Annotated in this window: 12 protein-coding genes; 6 read left to right on the top strand and 6 right to left on the bottom strand. The window is 39.5% G+C overall.

The window, feature by feature from the left end; translation table 11 throughout:
- Window positions 1-13 precede the first annotated feature (13 nt).
- A complete protein-coding gene (locus H6G41_RS13090) occupies window positions 14-5,599 on the bottom strand; it encodes an ATP-binding sensor histidine kinase (RefSeq protein WP_190746618.1) in 5,586 nt (1,861 codons plus the stop codon).
- 499 nt (window positions 5,600-6,098) lie between these two features.
- Between H6G41_RS13090 and H6G41_RS13085 the strand changes: the two genes are divergently transcribed.
- The 6 genes from H6G41_RS13085 (at window position 6,099) to H6G41_RS13060 (ending at window position 15,279) form a co-directional block, all read left to right on the top strand.
- Window positions 6,099-6,497, top strand: coding sequence for a hypothetical protein (locus tag H6G41_RS13085; RefSeq protein ID WP_190746617.1), 399 nt, complete (start codon window positions 6,099-6,101; stop codon window positions 6,495-6,497).
- Between the two features lie 410 nt (window positions 6,498-6,907).
- Window positions 6,908-8,695: a WD40 repeat domain-containing protein gene (locus H6G41_RS13080; protein ID WP_374939425.1), complete on the top strand. Its 1,788-nt coding sequence runs from the start codon at window positions 6,908-6,910 to the stop codon at window positions 8,693-8,695.
- A 584-nt stretch (window positions 8,696-9,279) separates the two neighbouring features.
- On the top strand, window positions 9,280-9,924 hold the full coding sequence (locus H6G41_RS13075; RefSeq protein ID WP_190746615.1) for a PEP-CTERM sorting domain-containing protein: 645 nt from the start codon (window positions 9,280-9,282) through the stop codon (window positions 9,922-9,924).
- Window positions 9,925-10,114: 190 nt separating this feature from the next.
- On the top strand, window positions 10,115-10,432 hold the full coding sequence (locus H6G41_RS13070; RefSeq protein WP_190746614.1) for a hypothetical protein: 318 nt from the start codon (window positions 10,115-10,117) through the stop codon (window positions 10,430-10,432).
- A 185-nt stretch (window positions 10,433-10,617) separates the two neighbouring features.
- Entirely contained in the window at window positions 10,618-12,345 is a 1,728-nt protein-coding gene (locus tag H6G41_RS13065) for a succinate dehydrogenase/fumarate reductase flavoprotein subunit (RefSeq protein WP_190746613.1), read from the top strand.
- Window positions 12,346-12,645: 300 nt separating this feature from the next.
- The gene (locus H6G41_RS13060; RefSeq protein ID WP_190746612.1) at window positions 12,646-15,279 is read left to right on the top strand and encodes a PAS domain S-box protein; all 2,634 of its coding nucleotides are present in this window, start codon (window positions 12,646-12,648) and stop codon (window positions 15,277-15,279) included.
- A 23-nt stretch (window positions 15,280-15,302) separates the two neighbouring features.
- Here the strand turns inward: H6G41_RS13060 and H6G41_RS13055 are convergent, their stop codons facing one another.
- The 5 genes from H6G41_RS13055 to H6G41_RS13035 form a co-directional block, all read right to left on the bottom strand.
- Window positions 15,303-16,682, bottom strand: a complete 1,380-nt coding sequence (locus H6G41_RS13055) for a hypothetical protein (protein WP_190746611.1) — start codon at window positions 16,680-16,682, stop codon at window positions 15,303-15,305.
- A gap of 40 nt (window positions 16,683-16,722) precedes the next feature.
- Window positions 16,723-17,100: a hypothetical protein gene (locus H6G41_RS13050; protein WP_190746610.1), complete on the bottom strand. Its 378-nt coding sequence runs from the start codon at window positions 17,098-17,100 to the stop codon at window positions 16,723-16,725.
- 57 nt (window positions 17,101-17,157) lie between these two features.
- Window positions 17,158-17,844, bottom strand: a complete 687-nt coding sequence (locus H6G41_RS13045) for an FHA domain-containing protein (RefSeq protein WP_190746677.1) — start codon at window positions 17,842-17,844, stop codon at window positions 17,158-17,160.
- 187 nt (window positions 17,845-18,031) lie between these two features.
- Window positions 18,032-19,309, bottom strand: a complete 1,278-nt coding sequence (locus H6G41_RS13040; RefSeq protein WP_190746609.1) for a VWA domain-containing protein — start codon at window positions 19,307-19,309, stop codon at window positions 18,032-18,034.
- 289 nt (window positions 19,310-19,598) lie between these two features.
- The gene (locus tag H6G41_RS13035; RefSeq protein ID WP_190746608.1) at window positions 19,599-20,567 is read right to left on the bottom strand and encodes a PP2C family serine/threonine-protein phosphatase; all 969 of its coding nucleotides are present in this window, start codon (window positions 20,565-20,567) and stop codon (window positions 19,599-19,601) included.
- Between the last annotated feature and the right edge of the window lie 81 nt (window positions 20,568-20,648).

Genomic DNA, 20,648 nt, shown 5'->3' with positions numbered 1-20,648 from the left:
AAGACCAATACTTTTACATTGGAATCTCAATTATAAATTCAGTGCCTTCTCCTGGAGTGGAAAGACAGCTTAATTCACCTTTATGTTGATCTACGATCACCTGATAGCTAATTGATAAGCCCAAACCTGTACCACTTCCTACTGGTTTAGTGGTGAAAAAGGGGTCGAAAATTTTCTTTTGGGTTAATTCAGGGATACCACAACCATTATCAATAATTCTAATCTTGACTGTATTCAATTCTCCTAATTCAGTGCAAAGGCGAATTGTCGGTTTAGCAATTTTGTTGTTGGTTACTGAATCTTCCAAAGCATCGATCGCATTAGTTAAAATATTCATAAATACCTGATTGAGTTGGCCAGCATAACAATTAACTTCTGGAAGTTTTGTGTATTCTTTGATGACTTCAATCTCAGGGCGATCGCTCTTTTCCTGGAGTCTGTGCTGTAAAATCATGAGGGTATTTTCCAGCCCGTCATGAATATTAGCCAGCTTCATGGCAGATTCATCCAATCTGGAGAAATTACGTAAACCCAAAACTATATTTCGGATTCGGGAACTGCCAAGTTTCATTGAATCTAGAATTTTTAATAAATCTGAAATCAGGAAATCTAAATCAAGTTCTTCTAATTTTTGATTAATTAAATCAGGACTATAATCTTCCTGTTGACATATATCAATCAACTCTACTAACTCTTGTACATATTCACTAATGTGGGTGATATTACCATGAATAAAATTAATCGGATTATTTATTTCATGGGCTATTCCTGCTATCATTTGACCCAAACTCGACATTTTTTCAGTTTGAATTAACTGAGTTTGAGTACGACGCAATTCCTGTATTGCTTGTTGTAAACTTTGATTTTTTTCGTTAAGTTCCTGAGTTCTTGCATCTACTTTATCTTCTAAAGAATGGTTATATTCCTCTAAATCTTTCTTGGCTTCAGCCAAATTATTGTAGAGAATAGCATTTTCAAGAGCAATTGCCGCTTGGGTAGTTAAAAGTTTGATAATTTCTACGCGATCGTGTGTGAATGAACCTGCGGTCAGGTTATTTTCGAGGTAAAGAATACCAAGCAATTTACCTTGATTTAGAATCGGTATACATAAAAAACTTTTAGGCTTATGAAGACGAAGGTAGCTATCATCTACTAAAAATGTATTGATTTTGAGATCATCACTTACTAATATTTCTCTTGTCCGTTTGACATAATTAATTAAATTTATAGGTACATCTTCACTTGCTTCTATGTGAACTGATGGAAATTTTATACAAGGGCAAATCTCATTTGAATTAACACTAACTGCTGTAACTGTTAAGCTAAGGTTAGCACCTTTGCTTAATATAAAAGCTGATTTTGAGGCTCCTGCATTCTCCATCACAACTTCCATTAAGACAGAAATCAGTCGCTCCATCTCCATTTCGCCAGAGAGTGCTTGCGACGCTTTAATCACAGCTAACAAATCTAGAGAATCAGAAATGCTGGTTTTGGAACCAATCATAGTTTGGTGGCTACTATGAGTTGATAAATGTATTTCATCGGAAATATTTTTCCTAGAGGAATTTAAGCGAATTCTCTCTTCTTGAATAATTGGATTTAATAATTGAGAGTAACGTTTTTCCAATTCCCTAACTTTGGTTTTAGCTCCCCAGTAGATATAGCCATAATATGCATCAAGTAAGTAAGTTTTAGCAATCTTAACTTTGCCCCATTCAAAATACAATTTAGCTGCAAGTTCATTAGCAATGGCTTCCTCATGAATGTATCCATATTGCTGGGCTAGAGATATGGCACGATCGTAATTATCCATTGCTTCAACATATTTACCAGTAACTCGATATTTTTCAGCCTCAACCAAATAAAATTTATGCAAATAGTTCATGGGAGCATGATGTGCCCATTGTTCCATTTTTGCTTGATTAGCTGTTACTTTGAGCATTATTTCCTGTTGTTTCTCAGGCTTAATATCTGAGTAAACAGCAAGTTGTGCTAATGAATCATAAAAATAGAATTGAGCACTTAATAGCATTCCTATGCCTGCATATAAATACTTTTCTGCCTGCCTTGCATTGTCAACTGCCTGCGGGTAATTCGTTAGCAGATAACACAGTTGCAACTTACAAACAAACAAGAAAAAAAGAGCAATACCATCATTGGATTTAATATGAATTGGCAGCATTTTTTCCTCATTGTATGCCTCACCCATTAAATAACAATGATTATCGACATTTCCCAATAAATTTAATATTGTTTGTCGATATATCTCGTTCCAGTAAAAAGCTCTTTCTTGTTTAATTTGCCTAATAGCTTTACTGTAATTTGCTACTTCTGGTTCTAGGGATGCTAATTCTTGACCAATGAAATATGCGCTATAAGAGTAAGCATAAAGAGCATAAGATCCAAACTCTAAATCTCCTGTTTCTAAATTGCTAGAATAAGCTTCTATCAGAGGTTTTAAAGTATCTCTAATATGTTCTTTCCAAGGTCTAATGAGTTGATTAAAGGTTTCAATAACTTTTAAGGTGACTTCCTTAGTATGAAATCTACTCAACATACTTGCAGCCAGTTTGCCAAATTGATAACCAGACTCAATGTCTCCTACTACGCCACACAGCATTACCCCATAAGCAACATAGGAAAAAGCAGACAATGGCCCATTACCATAGTGGATCGATAAGTTTATCTGTTTGAGTACAATCAAGGGGAATAGTGCAGGAATGGCAGTATAGGCAAAAGCAGTTGTATTCGATAGAATACGCATAACTACTAACGCTCGCTCATCTGTCATTTGGGGTAGGTTAATTAAGTCTTCAATATCTTTTCCGGCTAGATGTGATGCTGTTTCTAGCATTGCTATTTGAACATCATTAGGGCTAAGATTTTTGGGAAAATCCACTCCCAATAACTTTAAGAAAGCTAATGCAATATTTACAGCTTCTAGTGCTTTACCTTGTGCGCCATAAGCCTGAACTTGGACTTCATAAACTTTTACTTTTTCTAGCAGTTTTTTAGCTTTTGCTAAGACTACTTTTACTAATTCTTCCATCTCTTCAAATTCACCAGACAAGTAAGCTGCTTCAGCTGCTGTCTCATACAAAGCTAGAGTTAGTTCATAATAGTTATCCCAGCTATCATCAGCTAATAATTCAATACCTATTTTTAAATACTTAAGTGCAGATGAATAAGCTGTTGAAGCTAATGCTTTACGTCCGGCAGTCAGATTCATCTCAGCTAGATGATTGCGTTTAGATTGATGCGTAATAAACTCTAATGCAATATTGAACTGGTTAATAAGCTCAAAAATTTTTTCTTCCCGTTCGGATATGGGAATATTACTTAATAATAAAAGTCCAATTTTTAAATGAATTGGCTTTTTCTGATCAACGGGAATTAAATAATAAGCTGCTTGCTGTACCCGATCGTGGACAAATTTATATTTCGGAAATTGAAAGTTAGATATTTGTAATGGCTGCTTTTGTTGATGTTCAATATTTATTACTGAATCTTGGGCATCTTGAAATAACTTATAAGCATCATTTTCAGGTAAAATTAAGCCGTTACGTAAAGCTGGTAATAAGTCTAATGATGTATCTTGTGCAGATTTTTCATGGATAATTGCCAAGGTTTTCAAATCAAACGCATTACCGATACATGCTGCAAACATTAATACCTTTTGAGTCTGTATTGGCAATTTTTCTATTTGCATTGCCATAAATTTAACAACATCATCTGTAAGAGATAATGCTTTTATTTCTCCAAGATCGTATTCCCAATACCCATTATCAAAGTTAAACTTGATTAAATTTTTATCGTATAAACTATGGAGGAATTGATTGCTAAAAAAGGGATTACCTTGAGTTTTGGCAAATACCATTTGTGTCAAAGGTACTGCCATGCTCTCTTGGCAATTGAGAGTCTCTGTAATTAAACTATTTAAATCACCTTGTGTTAAAGGGTTTAAATTAATCTTACTAATATTAACTCCCCTATTTTCAATTTCCTGGAGTTTCAAATAAAGGGGATGGGCGTTTGAAACTTCGTTATCTCGATAGGCACATATTAGCAGTAAGCCTCCGGCTATTTCTGCTGGTTTACCAGTCTCACTGACAATTTGAGAAGATGTATTTTCATTCATTAATAGCTGAATGAATTTTAAGGAAGTTACATCTGCCCATTGCAAGTCATCTAGAAAAATTACCAGAGGATGCTCTTTTGTAGCGAATACTTGGATGAATCTTTGAAATAATAAGTTGAAGCGATTTTGCGCCGCACTACCAGATATTTCTGCAATTTCAGGCTGCTTACCAATAATTAGTTCTAGTTCTGGAATAACATCAATAATTATCTGACTTTGTTCGCCCAAGGCTGAAAGTAAATTAGTTTTCCATTGTTGGATTTGGTAATCAGTTTCACTCAGTAATTGCCCAATTAAATCGCGAAATGCTTGCACTAATCCAGACAAAGGTATGTCACGCTGGAACTGATCGAATTTTCCTTTGATGAAGTAACTACGTTGGCGAACAATTGGTTTATGGACTTCGTTCACTACGGCGGTTTTACCAATTCCCGATGAACCTGTAACTAAGACCATTTCCGTTGTACCGTCTGCAACTCGTTCAAAAGCAGCTAGTAGGGTTTCTACTTCTGATTGACGGCCATAAAGTTTTTCGGGAATGAGGAAATGGTCGGAAAAATCACGCAATCCTAACTCAAACAGAGGAATATTTTTTGTGTCTTGCCAGAATTGGTAACACTTTTCTAAGTCATGTTTAAGTCCTTGGGTACTCTGATAACGGTCTTCGGCATTTTTGGCTATCAGCTTACCGATCAGATCGGACAATATCTGGGGTATATTAGAATTAATTTGGTTGACTTTTGGCGGTTCTTTGGCAATGTGGCAATAAACTAACTCCATCGGGTCAGTTGTAGTAAAGGGTAACTGTCCGGTGAGGAGTTCAAAAAAAGTAACACCCAAGGAATAAAAATCGGTACGGTAGTCGATACCTCGGTTCATTCTTCCTGTTTGTTCGGGAGAAATGTAAGCTAAAGTACCTTCTAAGACGTTGGGATTGGTTATAAATTGAATTTCTCTTGGTAGGAGAGTTGCGAGGCTAAAGTCAATGACTTTTACTTCACCTGAAGTAGGATGAATTAAGATGTTGGCTGGTTTAATGTCTTTATGGATAATGCGATCGCGATGCAGTCCCTCTAAAATAGATGTAACTTCGATGGCGATAGTAAAAAACTCATCGAGAGCAAGAGAATTTGCTTCTATTCTCCCATGAGAAGATTGCCATTCTTTCAGGGAAACGCCACCAAAATCTTCCATGATTAAGGCATAGCCATTGCGATAATTTTCTAAAACTAAGGGCTTAACTATGCCTTTCAAATCAAGATTTTTAATAATATTGTATTGATTGCGGAATTGAGCTATTTCAGCGAAGGTAGGATATTCATTTCGCATCAATTTGATGATGACAGATTTTTGGTCTTCTTCTCTAATACCCCGGTAAACAAGGGTTTTATTACCTGTGTAAATTTTTTCAGTGAGACGATAACCGCTAATAGGATTTATTGTATTGATTAGTACGGACATTGGGTTTGAGGTTTTATATACTTACTTGTTAGTATTATTCCCAGGTATCTCTAGCGAATATCATAAAAAATTAAAAAATGTCTTCTAAAACACACGTTTCCTGTACTTTTTTTATCGCCCAACCGGGATATAGGTAACTCAGAAGTATAGGCAACACATAAAATTAATTTATGAATATGTAAAGATATTGACTAAATTTTCCGGACATTTATATTTGTGTGATGAAACACAAGCAACATTTGGATTGTTCATATGTTGCGCAAAAGTCAAAAGGCTGTGATTTCGAGTTTTTGCACTATTGGTAATCGGAGATTTATGACTGCGCTCGGTAGATTTTTAAATTTAAATGTTTTCTAGATAACAGAAATTATTTACCTAAGGAAATTTATTGATTCAAAATGCGATCGCGCATCAGGAGTAGATATACTTAGCCCAAACGTAGGAGGTATTTTTACGGGCGATCGTGCGAACCTAGAAATAACTCATCTAGGATAAATTTATGGCTTCCCAATCACAAAACAACCTAGAGCCAGCTCACAATTCCCGCGTTGCTGCTACCTCAAAAATCTGGGGAACTACGGTAGGAATCCTTGCATTGTGCATTCCCCTGTCAGCAGTTACCAGAAGTGGAGCGATTTTGCCTTTAGCTGCTCTAGGTGGTGCCGCAGTTGGTACAGTGGCTATATGGCGTTCTGATGAAAAGAAATCTCAAGCTAATTATCTACCACAAGAGCAGATAGAACTTTTAGAAGCAAGAATAGCAAATTTAGAAACAATTATTAGCAGTAATGATTTTGATTTGCACATGAAAATCCAAAAATTAGCAGCGAGTGATGTCCAAAAACAAGCTGCTACGCGGCTAAATCCTACAGAATCACTTCCAGAACATCAACCTTAAAATCAACTGATATTGATAATTTATAGTTATCTGATTTCCTTGCCAGGAGATGAGAGCGAAATCAGATAATTTTGAGATGGCTATCTATAGCTTACCACTCCTCCTCTCCTTTCTGTCAGCCTTGGAGCGCACTATTGCTTGCTGCTAGAACTGTTTCCATCGAAACAATATATTGTTCTGCATTTTAGTTAAAATGATTTGACATCAATTAACTCTGTATACCTCAGACATATCAGTTATGGTATGTTTGAGGGCTATCTAGGTGTATCTTTTCCGCGAACATATGCTTTAGCTTGTGTTCTCTTTGACTGCTAGAATTACTGAATTTTAATCAATAAAGATTATTAACTTGAGTAATTGTATTCGTATAGATTACCTTAGGTATGCAATAGCGTGCGGCTCTAATGCAGATGGATTGGATTAGCTTACTAAAAGCTCAACAAGTTGACTTTCTCCAACGTGTCAAAAAACTGAAAACCTATGACTTATCTGTACTGAAAAGTCAAATGAAAGGTTGTCATAGTGAAATTATGACTTTCTGGGGTGAGTCTTTGGCTGAATTAATGGAATTATCTCGTCAACAAGCCGAAATTCTCGCCAAAAATCCCCCACCTACACCACCAGAATATCCAGAACCACCTGATTGGACGATACCCTTTCCCCAATACTTTCAACAACAAGCCCAAGATTATCTTTTGCGCGAGCAAATTGTGGATCGGGTAATTGGAGAACGCTTGGGTAAGTTAGTGAAAAAAGTACCCCAAGATACCATTAAAAATATGGTTTTGGATGATGAGGGTAATTTACGCGGTGAGAGTAAATTTACTTATTTACTCACAGCTAACAAAAAACTGAGTATTCAAGTTTACGCAGCTGATGGCGAAAGTTTTAATGGCATTAAGAAAGATAAAATTAAGTGGTCAGTTACTCAAGAGGATTTAAAAAAGCACCAAGTACTAATTTTTCTGGCTTTATTTTATCCAAATTCTAGTAAATTAGGATACGAAAAAAAAGTCATTATTACTGGCTTTTTACCGACTGCTCAACTTGAATTTACTGAACAAAAAATCTCCATAACTCCCAGTAATTTATTGTATACAGGAGGATTAAATTGGTATTTAGAATCTCTAGTTAAGAAACAAGATTTAACCGTAATAGTCAATGAAAAGGCGATCGCGGAAAGGGTAGAAACTTTACCCCCAGAACATCCTCTTAAGAAGATCGTCGGTGACTGGGAATATTGGCAAACTTTAAAGGGACATACTAGAGGAATTAATTGTCTAGCTTATTCTGCTAGAACACCTCAGGCGAATGTTTCTGTGTGTAGTCTCAGTCAGACGCCACCAATATTAGCTAGTGGAAGTCGTGGAGAAACTAAGCTATGGGATTTATCTAGAGGAGAATTGATCGAGACATTGTCAGAGTCTCCTTGGGTTGTATCTGGGTTAGTCGATGAAGTGAATTCCCTGGCTTTTAGTTCCGATGGACAGACTTTAGCGAGTGTGGGTGCAGATTCTACAATTAAAATTTGGCATGTCGGAGCATTAGATTTGATCGATATCCTACACAAACATAATGGGATAGTCAGATGTGTTGCTTTTACTCCCGATGGTAGGATGTTAGCCACTGGTGGCGACGATCGCAAAATTCTATTTTGGGATTTGATGAAGCGTCAGGTAGCGATCGCTCTTTCTCTCGATGATACCGCAGCCCATTCTATCGCATTAAGTCAAGATGGGCATACTCTCGTCACCGGTAGCTATCGCAAAATCAAAGTCTGGTGTACTTCCCACATTGCAGGCGCGAAAGATGTTCAAGATGTGCAACCCCTTTACACCCTCATGGGACATTCTCACATCGTTCGTTCTTTAGCAATCAGTGCGGATGGTAAACTCCTCGTTAGCGGTAGTCGCGATCAAACGATTAAAATTTGGCAATTAGAAACTGGGGAATTAATTCATACCCTCAAAGGACATCAGGATGAAGTCTGTACAATTACCCTCAGTCCCGATGAGCAAATTATCGCTAGTGGTAGCGCTGATAAAACTATCAAGTTGTGGCATCTAAAAACTGGAGAACTTTTAGGTACTTTTACTGGACATACTGATACTGTCACCGCAGTAGCATTTACCACTTCTGGTGAAATGTTGGTAAGTGGTAGTTTGGATAAAACCATTAAAATTTGGCAACGCAGCTGAAGGTGAGTCACCCAACACATCAAAACCTTGTCTATGTTGGGTTTCCACAAGGTAAGCTCAATCTACCCATTTGTCGCATTTTTTACCTACAATTATCCTTAACAGAAGCGTGTTGTCGTATAAATAGTCACTTTCTTTATGAAAACTTCATAAACTTGCTGAGTGGCATAGTTGCATACTAGGACGTAATTATACATATTTTGGTATATTTATTGCCAAAATTAAGTAGCTAATTTAATATATTTTTTACGTAAAGACACTGTATAAAGTTGTTTTTTAAAGAAAATTTTTGTAGATTAAGTGTGTTATCAGTAGCTAAATAATTTATACAAGATTATTTGCGTACATAAAAGCATAATTAAAAACTGAAGTTATCTTCTAGTATGACTTTTAGTACAAGATGCTTTACCAATACAGAGAAAGTGTTGGTAATGCTTTTAGCATCTATCACTCAATATTTTGCTGTCGCCATTAATTTGTTTTGGGTAAAAAACATGCGTTGATTAGTATACTGCGCACCATCATCTGCAACTTTTGTATACCTAGATTTTCCACAAGATTGAAGTTTTTGAGGAATAAATTTCATGACTAGTGTAACTTTTTTCAAGAAGTTATCAATTGCTACTGCTGGAGCAGTGTTGATTGGTATGGGGATGGGAGGAACGGCTCATGCGGCTGCAATTAACTTTGATTCACCTACAATAGACTCCAGTAATGGCGAGTGGAGCCTGGGTTTTAAATTCTCTACTAATAAACAAATCGCCATCAATCAACTTGGGTTTTATGATGACGAGAAAAATGATTTAACTCAAACACATGATGTTGGTATCTTTAATGATGCTGGTCAGCTTCTAGTTTCGGGAACTGTCAAACCAGGTGATCCCCTCGATGGATGGTTTCGCTACACATCAGTAGCTAAAACAATCTTAGATGCGGGTAAAACTTTTATTATTGCAGCTGCTACTGGCTCAGAGAATTACACTTGGAATCCAGTTGGTTTTACAGTAGACCCAGCCATCAACTTTATCGGTGATTTGTTTATAGGTAGCCCAACTTTAGTTTTTCCACTTTATGGGCCTAGTGTAGAACAAGGATACTTTGGCCCAAACTTCAAAACTGCGGCTTATTCTGTCCCCGAACCTCTAACTATAGGCGGTACATTAGTAGCTGGTGGTCTTGGTTTGCTAATTAAGAGAAGAAAAACTGCTGCTCAACAAACTAGCGCTTAATTTCCTTCTCTACACAGTTGAATTAAATAGTCAAGAGTCTTTAGTAGAGAACTTTTGACTATTTTTTATATTCACAGAGTCAGTAATTTATAAAGTAATATTAAAAACCTTGGAAAAATATTGAGAAATTGTCCTCAAGCCAAACCTGGTTCTAAGGTAGAACCTATAGGAGAGACTTGAGGCGAAGGTGATGAACATGAATAACATTCAAAACTATAGATTTGTCTGTACCTTGACCTTTGGTGATATTTACGGTCAAATAATTGTTTGGTTAATTACAATTACCATTAGTTTGGCTTCAGCATTGGCACTGATGGGCGCGAGAAGACCTGTGTATGCTCTAGCTACTGTCGGTCTTGTAGTGCTACTATCTCTGCCTTTCTTGTTATTTGCATTTGTAACTACATTGTTAAATCATATTGAACTAACTGCTATCGAGCCAGGGACAAAAACTGAACCAATTCCAGGTAATGTTTCTCAACAAAAACCTGTACAAGCAACTAGCTGAACAGTTAAAAGTTGAGATTTGCAGTTAAGGATTGAGTCGTATGGCTTAAGAAATATAAATATCTGAGCGACGAGTTACCTAAATTATGCAAAATCTCAAAATACAATCCAAAATCGCAACTATCTCCCTGTCCTGTGGCAGGGAATTTCTTTGTCTACACTATTAAAAATTCATAAAAATTAATTATGCTGGAACATGATGTAATTATTGTCGGGGGCGGCTTGGCAGGATGCCGTGCGGCTGTGGAAATTTCCCGGATTAACCCTAGTTTAAATATTGCTGTGGTGGCGAAAACTCACCCCATTCGTTCCCACTCAGTAGCGGCGCAAGGGGGGATGGCAGCATCGTTAAAAAATGTTGATTCTGAAGATAGTTGGGAAGCTCACGCCTTTGATACTGTGAAAGGTTCTGATTATTTAGCAGACCAAGACGCTGTAGCTATTCTCGCCCAAGAAGCACCAGATGTGGTGATTGATTTGGAACACATGGGTGTGTTGTTTTCGCGGTTACCGGATGGGCGGATTGCCCAGAGGGCTTTTGGCGGACATTCCCACAACCGCACTTGCTACGCCGCTGACAAAACCGGTCATGCGATTTTACATGAATTGGTGAATAATTTACGGCGTTATGGCGTGCAAGTTTACCAAGAATGGTACGTAATGCGCCTGATTTTGGAGGATGGTCAGGCAAAAGGTATAGTGATGTACCATTTGCTAGATGGGCGAATAGAAGTGTTACGGGCTAAGGCTGTAATGTTTGCGACTGGGGGATATGGTCGCGTTTATAACACTACATCGAATGATTATGCTTCTACTGGTGATGGTTTAGCAATGACGGCGATCGCGGGTTTGCCTCTAGAAGATATGGAATTTGTCCAATTTCATCCCACAGGCTTGTACCCGGTAGGGGTGCTAATTTCCGAAGCAGTGCGGGGCGAAGGGGCGTATTTGATTAACTCCGAAGGCGATCGCTTTATGGCAACTTACGCACCCAGTCGCATGGAACTGGCTCCCCGTGATATTACCTCAAGAGCGATCGCTTACGAAATTCGCGCGGGACGGGGTATTCATGCCGATGGTAGTGCTGGGGGCCCCTTTGTCTACCTGGATTTACGCCACATGGGTAAAGAAAAAATCATGAGTCGCGTTCCCTTTTGTTGGGAAGAAGCCCATCGTTTAGTCGGCGTTGATGCGGTGACGCAACCTATGCCTGTACGCCCAACCATTCACTATTGTATGGGCGGTATCCCAGTGAACATTGATGGTAAAGTCCGCAGTGGTGGCGATGAATTTGTTGAAGGCTTTTTTGCCGCCGGGGAAACATCTTGTGTGTCTGTACATGGTGCCAATCGCCTAGGTAGTAATTCGCTACTAGAATGTGTAGTTTATGGCAAGCGTACCGGAGCAGCGATCGCCCAATTTGTACAAAACCGCAAATTACCGACTGTAGATGCTCAACGTTACATTAACGAAGCAAAACAGCAAATCCAAGCTTTACTAGAACAGCCAGGAAAATATCGTATTAACCAAGTCCGCCAAGCTTTTCAAGATTGTATGACTCAGTACTGCGGTGTGTTCCGCACCGAAGAAATTATGCAAGAAGGATTGCATAAACTCGCCCAAATACAACAGCAATATCCACAAATATATTTAGATGATAAAGGCAATTCTTGGAATACAGAAATTGTCGAAGCTTTGGAATTGCAGAGTTTAATGGTGGTAGGACAGACAATTCTGGCCTCAGCATTGAATCGTCAAGAAAGCCGCGGCGCACACTTTCGTGAAGACTATTCTCAAAGAGATGATGAAAAATTTCTCAAGCACACAATGGCTTATTATTCACCCGCAGGTATTGATATTCAATATCGCCCAGTAGCTATTACTATGTTTCAGCCACAGGAACGGAAATATTAAGCTATTCTGCTTTTAAGTTGCACAATCTATCGTGAGGGCTGTTGACTGTCAATAATTAACAGCCCTTATTCTATTGATGTACTCGCTAGTAATCTGACTGCGATCGCATCATTAAAACTATTGCATAGACTAAAATTTATCCTCCCTATCAAACACCAAGTTTTTAGATGGTGTATGTCTGAGGGAGGAAGAATTTCGGCGAATTAAGTAATTTTTGTTTACTTGAACTCATAGCAGGGAACTCTAGATTAAGCACAAGTAGAGCATCTAGGAAAACTAATCTGCTACGGGTTCAAAGATATGACTCAGCTTTCTTCCACTAACGACGAAATATCCACAGAATCAATCCTTCGAGAAACTGAGAGCGAAGCTACCCTAAAGCAAGAATCGATTGCTCTGCGTCAGAGGGTGGCGCAGTTAGAGCAAGAGTTGGCTAATTTACGACAGTCAACATCGTCTCAACAGCAGATAAATTCACAACTAGCAGCAAAGAAGTGTTTCCAGCAAGAGAGGGAAGAACGCCAAGCTTTGATGACAATTCTCGAAGCTAGCGCCGATTTTATTGGCATTACCTCAATAGCAGGAAAACCTATTTACCTCAATCCAGCCGGTATGAAGTTAGTTGGACTGAAGGATTGGCAGGAAACTCAGACTAAACATATTAGTGAATTTATCGTACCTGAAGACCTAGAACTATTCCAGCAAAATATTTTACCGATTGTCATGCAGGAGGGTTATTGGCAGAGCGAGTTTCGTTTTCGTCATTTCATGACTGGAGAGTCAATTTTAATTGACTATACTCTGTTTTTGGTTAAAGATCCGGTTACTAATCAGCCCACTGGCTTAGCAACTATTAGCCGCGACATTCGCGATCGCAAATGCACTGAACAGCGACTTTTAGAACAAACACAGTTATTACAAAGTGTTTGGGAAGGTGTAGACTACGGCATCTTTGTTTTAGATGTTTTAGATAATGGTGCAGAGTTCCGGTTTGTGGATTATAACCCAGCGATCGCTCGTACTCGTTCTGTAGAGATGACCAGTCTCTTGGGTAAAACTTTAGCAGAAGCTATGCCACCAGATATGGCTGAACTTTACCGCCAGCATTATACGGCTGCTGTCCATTCCGGCAAAACTAGCTTTTTTGAAGAACATTTCTGTAACAACGGTCACCAAACTTGGTGGTCTATAAGCGTTACACCCTTAAAGGATAGTAGCTCGCGTATCCATCAAATTGTAGTTACTGCTACAGACATTACAGAACGCAAACAAGCCCAAAGCGCACTAGAACAACAAGAAATCCTCTACCGTACAATTTTTGAAAATATTAGCGATGGCATAAATATTATCGATCTGGAAACCGGAAAAATTGTCGTAGCCAATACTGCTATTTGTCAAATGCATGGCTATGCTCAAGAAGAATTCATGAGACTGCATCCCTCAGAATTTATCCATTGTGATAGCCTAACAACCTTTGCAGAGTTTATCAGCAAAATTCAAGCAGGTAGTCAATTTTACGGTCAAGCAGTAGATATCCGTAAAGATGGCACTTTGATTGATGTTGAGGTGACAGCCAGTCCGAGTTTCTACAATGGTAAAATTCATGCTTTGGCACTAATTCGCGATATTAGTCAACGCAAGCGTGCTGAAGTTGCTTTGGCTGAAAGTGAAGCTAAATTCCGTAGACTCGTAGAGGATGCCAATGATGTAATTTGGGCTGCTCTAATAGATAGTACTATTACTTATATTTCCCCAAAATTTCAGGATATTTTTGGCTATGAGGTTTCCGAATGGTTAAATCAATCGTTCATACCATTAATTCACCCTGATGATTTACCTAAAGTGATGGAATTTCTTCAGCGCATCATTGAGACAGGTAAAAGTGGTGCAGGAATAGAATTTCGTCATCCGAAGAAAGATGGAACTTGGGGATGGGTAACATCCAATACTTCACCCATCAAAGATATTGATGGTAAAGTCATCGGATTACAGGGGATTTTGCGGGACTTGAGTGATCGTAAACAAGCAGAAATTAAACTCCAGCAAAAAACCAGGGAACTGGAGAACACCCTTCAAGAACTCAAACAAACCCAACTCCAGATGATCCAAAGCGAGAAAATGTCCAGTCTTGGTCAAATGGTTGCAGGTGTTGCCCATGAAATTAATAATCCTGTCAACTTTATTCACGGAAATCTCATTCATATTAGTGAATATACCCAAGATTTATTAACTCTCATAGAACTTTATCAAAAATACTATCCCCAGCCACCACAAGAAATTGCCGATGTCATCGAATCTATTGATATAGAATTTCTCATTGAAGACTTAACTAAAGCCATGCAATCCATGCGTTTAGGAACTACAAGAATTCGAGAAATTGTGCTTTCGTTGCGGAATTTTTCACGCTTGGATGAAGCAGAAGTTAAAGATGTCAATATTCACGATGGTATTGATAGCACTATTATCATTTTGCATAACAGATTGAAAGCACATTCAGAACGCCCAGAGATTCAAATTATTAAGGAATATGGTAATTTACCGCCGGTGGAATGCCATGCGGGACAATTGAATCAGGTATTTATGAACATTATCAGTAATGCCATCGATGCCTTAGAAGAATATAATAAACAACAATCTCTTCAAGAAATTGCCTTAACGGCGGGTGTTATTTCAATTCACACAGAGGTAATTAATCACAACTGGGTGCGAATTTGTATTGCTGACAATGGCCCAGGAATCAAAGAAGAAATTCACCAACGTTTATTCGATCCCTTTTTTACGACAAAGCCAGTTGGTAAAGGTACAGGCTTAGGTTTATCTATTAGCTATCAAATTATTACAGAAAAGCATGGCGGTAAGCTGTGGTGTGAATCGACACTAGGACAGGGAACAAAATTTATGATGGAAATGCCGATTACTTATGTTAATGGTTAATGGGCATTGGGCATTGGGCATGATTAAATAGAGTATTCTTTGAGACGTGGTGTTAGTCCAAATAATGTTAAAAGCGCGATCGCACTCAGCGCCACTGTAGCTTTGATCTCAAAACCTGCGAGATTCCGAAAGCCTTGCTGTATTGCTTTGTCGAAAGCAGCTTGGTTAATATCAAAAGCTTTTTGATTAGTTATTCTCAACTGTTCAAACGCCCAACTTGACTGTCCTGGGTTATTACCTATGGATAAAGCGATCGCTTGTTGACGGTTACCGCTTTTTTCTAACTGACGAATTTGGCGATCTATTGTCATGTAGGTTCCCAAGCTGGAGAGATTTGCTAATGTGGCTGCTTTTTCACCTGGAAAAACAATATTTTTCAGTTCATCAGCTAAGTAACCTGTAAACCCATCAACTTTTGCATACTCAGATTTATAAGCTTCTACTACTGACTCAATAGTCTTTCCTGGTGGTACTTGGGCAATTTTGGCGATATTTTGCAAAAAAGCTTGTTCATGGTTGCTAGCTAACGCCGGATCGAGTAAATAACGGCTTTTGGCAGTATTGGCAATATAGGCGATCGCTCTAGCTTGGCGTAAGGTATGCATAGAAGTAAAAGCATCTTCTGTCGCCACTCTCAGGTTTTGGGAAGCAGCCAGCAACGCACCAGCTGTGTGATTTAAAAACCCAAGTGCGATCGCAGTTGCTAATAAAAGCGCTGGATTAAAAGTACGACGCATCTGTCTGCTGAGAAATATTTGTAACCAACCCAGCAAAATAATCAGTGCTAAACCAATTAAGAAAATAGAAAATATATAATTTTGTGTAGCAGCTTTTTTTTGAGTGTAAGTAGCGTCTAAAGCTTGCAGATTTACCTTGTCTAACTCATCGGCTGCGGGGAGAAGGGTTTTATCCATGATTTCGCTAGCGGCGCGATAAGCAATCAGCATGGCATTATTATCCCCACGAGCGTGAGAGTCTCTTGCTTGCTGGATTTTAGCTAAATAGTTACCTAACGCCAAATGCATAGTTTCAATTGGTTTGCGTTCTATCTCTCCAAATGAGATACTTTCAGCCGCAGCTACCAGCCTTTCTGTAACTCTTAAATATCGCTCTTCGTAACCTTTAACAGCATCTTGGTTTTGTCCTGTTGGTACTAACAATTCGTTAACAACATTAGCATCCATTCCCGCCAGTCCATCTTTTAGGCGTTGCGCCGTGACGATACTGGGTGTGGAATCTTGTCCTACAGTTTTAATCGCCTGTCTCTGCGCTTGAACTCCGCTAATAATACTAATTAGTAGTAAGACACTAGTTACCCAGGTTAGATATAAACCACCGTTGAGCAGTTGCGGTGTCGTCAGTCCGCGAATTGCTTTATTTGAAACTGCAATAATTTTACTCATATTGGTTAGTGGTCAGTTGTCAGTTGTTAGTTGTCAAGAGTCAAGCTCGAAATTTTAGTATCAAAGGTGTAACTTTCAGGCTCAAAGGTGCAACTTCCGACATCAAAGGCTCAACTTCCAAGCTCAAAGGTGCAACTTCCAGGCTCAAAGGCTCAACTTCCAGGTTCAAAGGCTCAACTTCGAGGCTCAAAGGTGCAACGTTCATGTTCAAAGGCTCAACTTCGAGGCTCAAAGGTGCAACGTTCATGTTCAAAGGCTCAACTTCCAGGCTCAAAGGTGCAACGTTCATGTTCAAAGGCTCAACTTCCAGGCTCAAAGGTTCAACTTTCAGGTTCAAAGGTTCAACTTTCAAGCTCAAAGGCTCAACTTTCAGGCTCAAAGGCTCAACTTCCAGGCTCAAAGGCTCAAAAGCTATCATAAATCCACAATCCAGTTTGTCCTCCTTCGCTTGTCCTACTCATTCCTCTTGTCTCTCTCATCCCCCTAGTTCCGCGTCGATTCCTCGAATAGCTTTGATCGCAATTCTTGTCCAATGTCCTAAGGTGAATTCATCGCCATCTTGTAGAGGAATATCTACCATTGGCTTTAACTCCACACCTTTGAATTGTGTACCGTTAGAAGAACCAATATCGCGCAGGGTGAATTTACCATCTGCTTGACGGTTTAATAAAGCATGACGGTGAGAAACTGCATCATCAAAATCTAGAGCAATTTCTGGGTGAATAGCCCTAGCTTGACTATTACGACCGATGAGGTGAGTTTCCTTTTCTAAAGAAAATACTATCGGCGGTTGTTCTATTGGGGGTTCTGGGCTTTCAAGATGACGCAGAGATGGATCGATTGTCACTACTATTTGCCAACCGATAATAGGCGATTGAGGTGATGAAACAGATGTTTGTTTTTGTGTTACCTTTTCTTGTTCCTGAAGAATTTTAGCGATCGCTAATTCCCCATGCGCTTTAGTAACAAAGTTATAACCACAAATTTCGCAATAGTCGCCACTGTCAACTTCGTGGGGCGCACTACAAGCAGGACAGGTTTCAATATTTACTGTTGTTTTAGCTATTTTTGGTTCAGGTATACCCAGAATTTTGGCACCACACTCCGAACAAAAATCTGATTCTGTGGATTCGTGACCTTTAGGACATTTATATATAGGCATAGTCAATGGTCATTTGTCATTTGTCATTTGTCTCCCTTGTCCCCCCTATCCTCTGCCTTTCTTCACTCACTAAGTACACCATTTAATTAATTCATAGCGAATTGGCTGGGGAAATACTCTGCGAAACTTTGCGCTAACCTCCGCGTTCCTTTGCGTTAAAAAATTTACGTTCTTATACAAAGCGTTGCTAAGATTTCGGAATGCGAGTAGTTTTTGTAGAACGAGTTTCTAATGCCATCGCATCTTCCTTCGCTACTTCTCGCTTCAACCGCACTGTACCCGTAGGCGCATCCTGCACATCAACAACAGTTTTGAGCAATTTGGCTGTGGCTTCATTCCCAGATTCATGAGCTAATTTCACAGCTTTACCTAATTTGGCGGTAGCAACTTCAATATTGCCCTTTGCACGGGCTTCTAATCCTTCTTGAATTGATTGCGCTAGTTCTGCTTGTCCGGTGTAGTGAGCAACTCGCTTATTAATTTTGGTAGATTTAGCTTCATCATCTGTCCAAGTAGCCAAAATCCGGGCTTCTGCTACTTTTGTTTCTACACCATTAACGGTATAAACTAAGCTAGCGCGACCAGCTAACATTTCATCACCCACATTACCGGGATTAACTTCGATGCAAAAGTGGTAATCACGGGACTCATCCCTACCCCAAGCACCAGTAGGGTATTCCAAAACCTGCGGTTTAACTGCTTTACTACGATGTGTCAAATCAACAATATCTGGACTCACCTGTTTGCAAAATAGTACTTTAGCTCCTTGGGGCGTCCACAAACGCATGGTGACATCACTAACATTCTTACTCATGGCTTTTGCTAAAATTGCCTGAAAATCAGCTTCAATCATTGCCGCATCGGGAATAATATCAGTCGTTCCCAGGAGTTTCCCAGCGATTTGTTGGAGTTGAGCAACTCGCCAATCAGTACCAACACCTCGGCAATCACACTGAAATACACCCTCACATTGCTGTAAAATTTTGTTCAGTGCTTGCTCATCAGTATCATCGTTCATGCCATCAGTGAGCAGTAAAGCTTGGCGCACAGCATCGGGTTTCTTATTAAATTGTGTCAGTGCTTCAGTTAACCACTTAGACATAAGCGTGCCACCATTAGCAAGGATTTTTTTAATTGCGGCGATCGCTTCTTCTTTCTTTTCAGGTGTAGCTTTAGACACAGGGAAAACTACACTCGCTTTACTAGAACCCGTGACAATAAAAAAGTAAGCATCCTCTGGTAACAAGCTCACAACTTTTACCATCGCATCCTTAGCAGCGTGAATTTTACCGCCGCCCATTGAACCAGAGACATCACAGATAATGCCAAAAAGTCTGTCATTACTAGTAGAAACGGGTACACCATCACCCTTTTCCACGCTGACAGTCATGATGGCATGAACTTCTTTAGCACCTTCGTGTAAATATTGGTTTTGAAAAACTTCCGCTTTGAATTGGTTTGACATATTAGGGGTTAGGGGCTAGGGGCTAGTGGTTTATCGCCAAAATTTGTAAGAGTAAACTCATTCTTAATATTTCTTCTTTTCTTTCTTCTATTCTCTTCCTACCCTGCGGGAACGACTTCGTCGAACGCGTACTTCGCGTCTTTGCGGTTCGTTCCTCAAACACCTCAGAAATAACGCGATGACTCTAACAATTAAGTAGCTTCTTCTCTCCGCGTCCTTGGCGTCTTGGCGGTTCCATAAATTAAGATTTTCGGATTTTGCGAACTGATTTATTCCCCAATCATTGAGCTTATAACGCCAAAACAGCAACTGTAATATTGTCATGTCCGCCACCTTGTCGCGCAAACTCCACCAAACTCCGAGAGACACTAATCGCATCTTTCCCAGGCGATCGCTCCACTAAGTTAAGTAATTCTTCAGCTTCAGGAGCATAATTCCATAATCCATCACTACATAAAAGCAAATATCCCGACTCAGGAATCGTAAAATTCACAATAGAAGGTGTAGCATCAGCCACCGCATCTGCTCCTAGCCAACGAGTAATCGCATGAGCTTGAGGAGATTTTCTCGCTTCCGCTTCGCTCATTTCTCCAGCAGCTACCACCTCATATAACCAGGAATCATCCTGAGTTAATTGTTGGGAAGCCTTACCAGAAATCCAATAAGCGCGGCTGTCACCTAACCAACCAATAGTAACAGTACGGTTATACACAATCGCAGCCACAATAGTAGTTGATGGTGGATCGGAGTTTACACCAGATACATAAGGAATATTACATACAGAATCGAGCGCCGCAGCAAAGGCGGATTTAATCGCTAACTCTGGTTTTTCTCCAGTTTGCCAAACATGAGCGAGTTCTAAAGCCGCAGTTTCAGCAGCATTACGGGCGGCTAAGTCTGGTTGTTCCGCACTAGAAACGCCATCGCAAACCACGATAATATTTATCTGCGAGTCATTAATCTGGTGTAGAGCCAAAAAATCTTCATTGCGGTGATGTCTCAAACCGCGATCGCTCACTCCCGCTAACTGTGAATTAATAATTATTTCGATGCGATCGCTCTTTTTCGCTTCGCTGCGAAACCCGCAATTGCTACAGTAACCATCTGTATCAATGGCTTCGACTCCCGCACCGCATTTTTCACAGCCTTGTATAGCTGTTGGCGGTTGATTAGCAGTTAAAGGCGTACCGCATTCTTCACAAAATTTGTCCCCTACTAGGACTGAAGTACCACAATTTGGGCATTGGGCATTTGTCATTTCTTATTTATCCTCCTTGTCGCCCGAAGGCTGAGCGAAGTCGTTGGCGCAGCCTCTCGCAGAGAAGCCTGTCCCCCGTGC

It is taken from the genome of Tolypothrix sp. FACHB-123 (genome assembly GCF_014697075.1).
In the GTDB taxonomy this organism is placed as follows: domain Bacteria; phylum Cyanobacteriota; class Cyanobacteriia; order Cyanobacteriales; family Nostocaceae; genus Aulosira.
The sequence above is the reverse complement of the archived record's forward strand: the minus strand, read 5'-3'. Positions and strand labels throughout refer to the sequence as shown.